Annotated in this window: 10 protein-coding genes; 5 read left to right on the top strand and 5 right to left on the bottom strand. The window is 68.9% G+C overall.

Annotation, left to right across the window (positions count from 1 at the left end):
* Positions 1–1,158: MDR family MFS transporter (locus ACNFOC_RS09730; protein ID WP_416958682.1), on the bottom strand; the 1,158-nt coding region annotated here is incomplete at its 3' end.
* A gap of 169 nt (positions 1,159–1,327) precedes the next feature.
* Between ACNFOC_RS09730 and ACNFOC_RS09725 the strand changes: the two genes are divergently transcribed.
* Complete coding sequence (locus tag ACNFOC_RS09725) at positions 1,328–2,089, top strand: phosphoglyceromutase (RefSeq protein WP_416958681.1); 762 nt, start codon at positions 1,328–1,330, stop codon at positions 2,087–2,089.
* An 89-nt stretch (positions 2,090–2,178) separates the two neighbouring features.
* Here ACNFOC_RS09725 and ACNFOC_RS09720 read toward each other — a convergent pair whose 3' ends face one another.
* Positions 2,179–2,565, bottom strand: a complete 387-nt coding sequence (locus tag ACNFOC_RS09720; protein ID WP_416958680.1) for a VOC family protein — start codon at positions 2,563–2,565, stop codon at positions 2,179–2,181.
* Between the two features lie 88 nt (positions 2,566–2,653).
* Between ACNFOC_RS09720 and ACNFOC_RS09715 the strand changes: the two genes are divergently transcribed.
* From ACNFOC_RS09715 to ACNFOC_RS09705, 3 genes are all read left to right on the top strand, one after another.
* Entirely contained in the window at positions 2,654–3,430 is a 777-nt protein-coding gene (locus ACNFOC_RS09715) for a protein NO VEIN domain-containing protein (protein WP_416958679.1), read from the top strand.
* A 75-nt stretch (positions 3,431–3,505) separates the two neighbouring features.
* The gene (locus ACNFOC_RS09710) at positions 3,506–3,745 is read left to right on the top strand and encodes a hypothetical protein (RefSeq protein ID WP_416958678.1); all 240 of its coding nucleotides are present in this window, start codon (positions 3,506–3,508) and stop codon (positions 3,743–3,745) included.
* 147 nt (positions 3,746–3,892) lie between these two features.
* Positions 3,893–4,453 carry a hypothetical protein gene (locus ACNFOC_RS09705; protein WP_416958677.1) on the top strand — a complete coding sequence of 187 codons (561 nt, stop codon included), beginning with the start codon at positions 3,893–3,895 and terminating at the stop codon, positions 4,451–4,453.
* Positions 4,454–4,538: 85 nt separating this feature from the next.
* Here the strand turns inward: ACNFOC_RS09705 and ACNFOC_RS09700 are convergent, their stop codons facing one another.
* From ACNFOC_RS09700 to ACNFOC_RS09690, 3 genes are all read right to left on the bottom strand, one after another.
* Positions 4,539–5,915 carry a S53 family peptidase gene (locus tag ACNFOC_RS09700; RefSeq protein ID WP_416958676.1) on the bottom strand — a complete coding sequence of 459 codons (1,377 nt, stop codon included), beginning with the start codon at positions 5,913–5,915 and terminating at the stop codon, positions 4,539–4,541.
* Positions 5,916–6,108: 193 nt separating this feature from the next.
* The gene (locus tag ACNFOC_RS09695) at positions 6,109–6,312 is read right to left on the bottom strand and encodes a hypothetical protein (protein WP_416958675.1); all 204 of its coding nucleotides are present in this window, start codon (positions 6,310–6,312) and stop codon (positions 6,109–6,111) included.
* 140 nt (positions 6,313–6,452) lie between these two features.
* Complete coding sequence (locus ACNFOC_RS09690; protein ID WP_416958674.1) at positions 6,453–6,701, bottom strand: SCO4226 family nickel-binding protein; 249 nt, start codon at positions 6,699–6,701, stop codon at positions 6,453–6,455.
* Between the two features lie 107 nt (positions 6,702–6,808).
* Here ACNFOC_RS09690 and ACNFOC_RS09685 point away from each other — a divergent pair, with 107 nt between their 5' ends.
* The gene (locus ACNFOC_RS09685; RefSeq protein ID WP_416958673.1) at positions 6,809–7,363 is read left to right on the top strand and encodes a hypothetical protein; all 555 of its coding nucleotides are present in this window, start codon (positions 6,809–6,811) and stop codon (positions 7,361–7,363) included.
* The last annotated feature ends 10 nt before the right edge of the window (positions 7,364–7,373 follow it).

Here is a 7,373-nt window from a genome sequence, read left to right as displayed (position 1 = left end):
CCCCACGACCGCGCACATCCCCCACAGCCACTCCGCCCCGAACCGGTCGATGACGAAACCGGACATCAGCGGGGCGATGAGCGCGGCGACCGCCCAGGACAGGGTGTACATGCCCTGGTAGCGGCCGCGTCCCTGGACGGGGGACAGGCGTACGACGAGGCCCGTCTGGGTCGGGGCGTTGATCATCTCGCCCAGGGTCCACACGCACACCGTGAGGGTGAAGACACCGACCGAGCCGGCGAACGCGGTGAGCCCGAAGCCGTAGCCCGCGAGGATCGAGGAGACGACCAACAGGCGCTTGGCGTCGCGGTGTTCGATGAGGCGGGTGACCGGGATCTGGAGGGCGACGATGAGGAAGCCGTTGACGGCCATCGCGGTGCCGTAGTCGGCGGGGGTGAAGCCGGCCTCGCCCATCGCGACCGGCAGCCCGACCGAGCCCTGCTGGAAGACGAGCGCGACGAGGAACGACAGTCCTACGACGCTCATGAAACGGCCGTCGCGCAGTACGGTCCCGAGGCCGACCGAGTCGGTGGCACCCTTGCCGTCGTCGTCCGTGGCGACGGTGGGCCGGGACTCGGGCAGCCGTAGGAACACGACGACCGCGCAGACCGCAGTCATCCCGGCCTCCAGCAGGAACCCGGCGCGGTAGCTGACCTCGGCGATGAACCCGGCGGCCATGGAGGAGACGGCGAAGCCGAGGTTGATGGCCCAGTAGTTCAAGGAGAACGCGCGGACCCGGTCCTCGGGGCGCACGATGTCGGCCATCATCGCCTGCACCGCCGGGCGGGACGCGTTGCTCGCCGCCCCGACGAGGCACGCTACGGCGGCGATGGCGACGGGGTCGTGCATGAAACCGAGCAGGGCCACGGACGCGGCGGTCGCCGACTGCGCGATGAGGAGGGTGGGACGGCGCCCGATCCGGTCGGTCATGACACCCGAGCCGATGGAGGAGGCGACCCCGCCGAGGCCGTAGAGGGAGGCGACGAGACCGGCGTAGGTGGCGGAGTAGCCGCGGTCGAGGGTGAGGTACAGGGCCATGAAGGTCGAGACGAACGCCCCGAGCCGGTTGACGAGGGTGCTGGTCCACAGCCACCAGAACTCGCGGGGGAGGCCGGAGACGGTTTCCCGGGCGGCGCGTCTCAGGGCGGCGAGTGACATGGATCGATCCCCCACGGTCGGACAGCTGGCCCGTAAGTGGCCAAGGCGGTGATCACAACTTACGAAGGGGAGGGTCCGGGGGACCACTCAATTAACAGAAGCCGTCAACTGTGGGGCTGGGAGGCAGGCGCCAGGCGATGGCCCGAATGCGTGGATTACGCTCTGAGGCATGGCCGACGCACCGTACAAGCTGATCCTCCTCCGCCACGGCGAGAGCGAGTGGAACGCGAAGAACCTGTTCACCGGCTGGGTGGACGTCAACCTGAACGAGAAGGGCGAGAAGGAGGCGGTCCGCGGCGGTGAGCTGCTCAAGGACGCCGGCCTGCTCCCCGACGTGGTCCACACGTCCCTCCAGAAGCGCGCGATCCGCACCGCGCAGCTGTCGCTGGAGGCGGCGGACCGCCACTGGATCCCGGTCCACCGCAGCTGGCGCCTGAACGAGCGCCACTACGGCGCCCTCCAGGGCAAGGACAAGGCCCAGACCCTCGCGGAGTTCGGCGAGGAGCAGTTCATGCTCTGGCGCCGTTCCTACGACACCCCGCCCCCGCCCCTCGAGGACGGCACGGAGTTCTCCCAGTCCGCCGACCCGCGCTACGCGACGATCCCCCCGGAGCTGCGCCCCCGCACGGAGTGCCTGAAGGACGTCGTCGTCCGCATGCTCCCGTACTGGTACGACGGCATCGTCCCCGACCTCCTCGCGGGCCGCACGGTCCTGGTCGCGGCCCACGGCAACTCGCTCCGCGCCCTGGTCAAGCACCTCGACGGCATCTCCGACGCCGACATCGCGGGCCTGAACATCCCGACGGGCATCCCCCTGGCCTACGAACTGGACGCGTCCTTCAACCCGGTCAAGCCGGGCGGGACGTATCTCGACCCGGCCGCGGCCGCGGCGGCGATCGAGGCGGTCAAGAACCAGGGCAAGAAGAAGTAACGCGACACGATCAGGCCCCCTGCCAGCGGGTTTTACGCCGGCAGGGGGCCTACGTATTTGGCAGGGGGCCTGGGTATGACGTGGGGCCGTCAATCCGCTGGAGTCAGGCAGAATTCGTTGCCTTCGGGATCGGCCAGGACGATGTTGTCCGCGTGCCGGGCCTGAACGGTCGCACCGAGAGCGGTCAGGCGCTGGATCTCCGCCTCGGGGTCCGCGACGAGCAGGTCCAAGTGCACACGGTTCTTCCCGGCCTTGGCTTCTGGCACGAGTTGGAACCACAGACGAGGTCCCCCGCCCGGCGACTCGACGAGGACGGTTGGATCGTCCTCGGTGCTGGTGATCCCCAGGGAGCGCAGGCGGGCAAGTTCCGCGTCGTCGTACGGCGCGACGGCATAGCCGTCCAGAGCCGCGGACCAGAAGCGGGCCGTGGCCGCGGGGCGAGCGCAGTCGAAGACGATGTCGTGGAGTCGCGCCATCCACCCATGTTCTACGCGGTGCTGGGCACAGGGAAGTTGGCCGGTAGCCGGTGTTGTCAACAACCCCTGGAGAAGCCGGAGTTAAGTGTTGGGGTGGGTCGGTGATCATGCCCTCAGCGCTGCCCTGGCCGTCACCGTTCTCGCCCTTCCGGCCGCCGGGGCAGGTCAGGACGACTCGGCCACGACGTTCGTGAACATGGGCGTCAACCACGACCTCGACTACACTGTCGTCACCCCAGCCCCGGTGAAGAAGGGCAAGGACATCACGGTCAAGGCCCGGATGGCGGTGGCCAGTTGGGAGCAGAAGAAGAACGTGCCCGCGTCAGAGGCGCTCGGCGGCTGCCGTTCCCCCGCCTCCGCTCGCCTCGCTGGTCCACAGCCACAGCCACAGCCACAGCCACAGCTTGCGCTTCCCAACTCGCCCGCCCACACGCCACCATGGCCTCGCAGGAACTCGGAGGCAGGGGTCGCCGTGGGGAACAAAGAGACGGAACAGGCCGCGATCACACATGTGTTGGCCCTGGAACGGGCCGCCGGGCGCGAGCCCAGGGACGTGCGTGCGTCGGGTCTGCCGTACGACGTCGACAGCGCGCCCCGCATGATCGAGGTGAAGGCGTTCAGCCGGTCGGCGCGCAGCGTGCCGCTGCCGTTGGAACACCGGCAAGTCGTGGCCGCCCTGGCGAATCCCGAGCGCTTCTACCTCTACGTGGTGGACAACCTCGCCGGCCTCGACGGGGCCGAGACCGGCGTGCGCGTCCTGCACGGCGAGGTTCTCCTGGCGATGATCGAGCGCTCCCAGCCGCAGATGACCTACTGGCCCACTTTCCGGGTGGCGGAGTACGACGAGGCGGAGCGGCTGCACTGAGCATCGGCTGCGGCAGGGTGCCAAATGCCAAACAGATCCTTGGCAGGAAGCCCGTCCCCCTGTCACGATCAAGCCGTGGACGACCTCTCGAAAGTCACGCGGTGGATGGACGTCCTGGCCGACCTGTTGGGTCCGCCGGTCAACGCCCTGTTGCTGCTGGTGGGGATCCAGACCTACCGCGAAGGGGGCTCCATCGGCTGGCCCGCCGGGGCATCGGTACTGCTTCTGATCAGCCTCTACACGGTCGGGCGTCGGTTCGCCCGGCGTCGGAAACGGGCGGCGGCCTCAGCTACTTCGGCGTCGTTCTCGGCGTGACTCCGGCCGGCCGTGCCTGGATATTTCTCGTCATTACGTAGATACGGGACGTGACCGAGCGGGAGGATGAACGCACGGCGCGACCCGCTCACCCTGTGGGCCTGCCGGCGCCGTCGTCCACACGCACTCTCGGGGGGAAGAGCACCCATGCCGAACCAGTACCCCGGCCCGCCGCCGGAACAGCCGCCCGGGCAGAACCCGTACGGCACTCCGCCCGGCACTCCGTCCGCCGGCCCCTACGGCGAGGGCGGCTACGGCTATCCCACGGCCCCCGCAGTTCCCACCTACGGCTACCCGCCGGCCGTACAGCAGCCGCAGCCGCAGCTGTACCCGCAACAGCAGCCCCAGCCTCAACCCGCCTTCGGCGCACCGCTGTTGACCCTCGGCGACATCGCGGTCAACGGTGACACCATCGTGAGCCCGGCCGGGCCGATGCCGCTCAGAGGCGCGGTGTGGACGGCCACCGACATGTCGCGTACGGAGGAGCGGATCCCGCCGCACGCGATCGTGCTGGCGATTCTGTTCTTCCTGCTCTGCTTCATCGGGCTGCTGTTCCTCCTGATGAAGGAACGCGTCACCACCGGCTTCGTACAGGTCAGCGTCAACAGTGGCGGTCGGCACCACTCCACGATGATCCCGGTGCAGTCGCGCAACCAGGTCGTCTACCTGCTCAACCAGGTCACTTACGCCCAGTCCATCAGCGTGTGAACCCTGTGAACTCTGTGAACCGCGTCAACATCAGGACGGCCCAGGCGAGTTGCACCTGGACCGTCTCAAGATGTGATGGGCTGGGTCAGCGCCGGCTGGCCCGCGCCAGCGCCGGTACGAACCGCAGCGCGTCCACCGTGCCCACGCCCGTCGCCATGTCGTAGCCGTCGACCGCGGTGTAACCGGTCACGCCCGCATACGAGTTGTTCGTGCCGTCGTTCACGTCGACGATGCCGTTGCCCTTGGCGCCGTGCTTCGCGAGCGCGTACAGCGCCGAGTTGATGTTGCCCACCCGGTGGCCCGCCGCCTGGTCCGCGAGGGCGACGATGCCGGAGAAGAGCGGGCTGGCCTCGCTCGTGCCGCCGTAGACGTCCCAGCCGACGGCCGTCGGGTCGAAGCTGGAGTACGTCCACGCGCCGCCGTTGACCGCGGCGGCCATCGACACGTCGGGCGTGGCGCGCTGGGTGCCGACGATGCTCTTCACGCCGTTCTGGAACGACGGGCGGGCGAACACGTGGGACTGGCCGCCGCCGCCCGCGCCGTAGTCGTTGTAGACGCTGTCCGGCGTGACGCGGTCGCCCTTGTCGTCCAGGTGGAGCTGCGTGCCGCCGATCGACGTGACCAACGGGTCGGAAGAAGGCCAGGAGTTGACGGGCTTGTCGTAGAAGGCCGAGCCGTCCGCGTTGTAGTCGGTGGCGCCGCCGTCGCCGGAGGAGGCGAGGACGGTCACGTGCTTGCGGTTGGCGGCCTCGAAGGCGTAGCGCAGCTTCTTGATGCTGGAGAAGTCGCCCTGGTCGAAGCCGGGGAAGGTGTTCTCGGTCGCGCCGAAGCTCTGCGTGATGACGTCGCCGACGCCGTGGTCGATCAGGTACTTCTCGGCGTCCATCATCTCCGGCAGACCGGTCACGCCCTCGGTCTCGGCGACCGCCGTCTCCACCAGCACGATCTTCGCGTCGGGCGCGACCGCGTGCGCCATCTCGACGTCCAGGGTGGTCTCACCGGCCCAGCCGGTCATGTCCGCGTTCGTGGGGTCGAAGACCGGGACCTTGCCCCACTTGACGACGTTCACCTTGGCGCTGTGCATGCCGAACTGCTTGCTGTACGTGTCGAGATCGTGCTGGATCGTCGGCGAGCCGAACGAGTCGACGATGACGATCGTCCGCCCCTTGCCCGTAATACCCTTCTTGTAAAGCGAGTTGAGGTTGTACGCGGTGCGGTACTGCAACGGGCTGTAGCAGGCGATCTGCCACTTGGCCTCGCACTGCGCGCTGGTGAGCGGGGTCGGCACGTCGCGCGCGAGGGTGTGTCCGGTGATGGCCGGGATCGCCTTCGTCTGCGGTACGGCCGCGGGCGCGGCGCTCGTGACGCCGGCCAGCGGCGCGGTCGCCAGCGCGGCGACGGCGAGAGTGGCGGTGGCGGCCGTGGAAGCGGCGATGTTCAGTCTCGCGCGGGCTATGCGCATGAATCCCCCCTGAGTGCTGCGGAGTTCGCCCGGCTCTCAGCCGGACGAAGAGGTCTCCGCGCATCTCATCGAGTGAGACATGCACAGGACAAGACTGTTGAACTGTCGATGCCGAACCCTTTGCCCAAACAGCACCAAAGGCTCGAACGACCCTGCCGATCCGACCTGTTGACGCCGGATACGACCTGTCGACTCAGGCCGAGGAGCCAGCTCCGGCCCCGGCCAGCCGCCGGAACGCCTCCGTCGTGCCGGGATGCGCGATCTCGTCCAACAGGTGCCGCCACTCGGGGTCGCCCGTGGCGGGGTGCGCCAGGTCCCACGCGGCCAGCAGCGGCGCGAGGGCGTTCTCGCCGGGGACCGTGGTGGAGCCTGCGTTCGTGAACTGCGGCGATTCCATGGGCCGTTCCTTCCAGGCGGGCGATCGGCTGTCGCCGACCGACTTCCACGATGCCTCCGTCCACCTACAGGAACCATGGAGCACCCCACCCGACCGGAGGTAGGGCTGACCACACCCCCGGTCCGGTGGAACGCCGGTCGTCAGATCGAGTACGGCACCGCGTGCACCTCGTCCGCACGGTGCCCCGCGCGCTCGTGGACCCGCTGGACCGCCTCGGGCGACGGCGCCTCCGACAGGCAGTAGACGATCCCGGACTCCGGGTCCGCCCAGGCCCGCTCGAAGTGGACGCCCTCGTCCTTCTCCACGGCGAGGTCCGCCTTGTGGGCCTCCATCAACTGGTCGGCCGTGATGCCCTTCATTCCGTGGTGTACGTCCATGTACTGAGCCATGTCCGCGCACCTCCTTCTCTATCGACCCTTCCGACTTCCCCTTCCATGCTGCGCCCGTACGGCGTCCCCGGCTACCGTGCGGAACGATCAAGGGGAGGGGCGAGGGAATGAGACGCGGGGTACGGATCGGGATCGGCGCGGGTGTCGTCGCCGCGCTGCTCGCGGCGGGGGCCGGGCTCTGGGTGGCGTTCGCTGGCGAGGGGCACCCGTTCGGGGACGCGCGGGCCTGCGAGGGAAGCGATGTCCCGTTGCGGGTGGCCCTGGACGTCGTACAGCTTCGGCTGCCGGCCGGAGCGACGGACGTGCACTACGTGACGCATTCGTCCGGGCCTGCGGGGGAGGTGTCGCTGGCGGTCGCCTTCCGGGTCTCCGGGAGAACTCTGGACCGCTATCTGCGGGAGAACAAGATCGTGCCCGCCGGAGTCGACTGGCTCGGCAACGGCCCCTACTCGACGGGTGACTCCGGCGCCGACCCGGCGAGTCTGGGGTTGTGCGGAGGGGAGAAGCCGATCACGGCACCCTCCGTGGACATCGACAAGCGACTGAGCGCGCTGGACGGGAGCCCGCGGTCGGTCGACCTCGCCGTAGGGCTGCCCGAGGGATACGGCAGGATCCCCACCACGACGGACGTCCTGCTCACGGTGGCGGGAACGACCCCCTGAACAACCAGCC

Origin of the sequence: Streptomyces colwelliae (assembly GCF_048158785.1) — a bacterium.
Taxonomy (GTDB): Bacteria; Actinomycetota; Actinomycetes; order Streptomycetales; family Streptomycetaceae; genus Streptomyces.
Note: the sequence above shows the minus strand (reverse complement) of the source record. Positions and strands in the feature narration are given on the sequence as shown.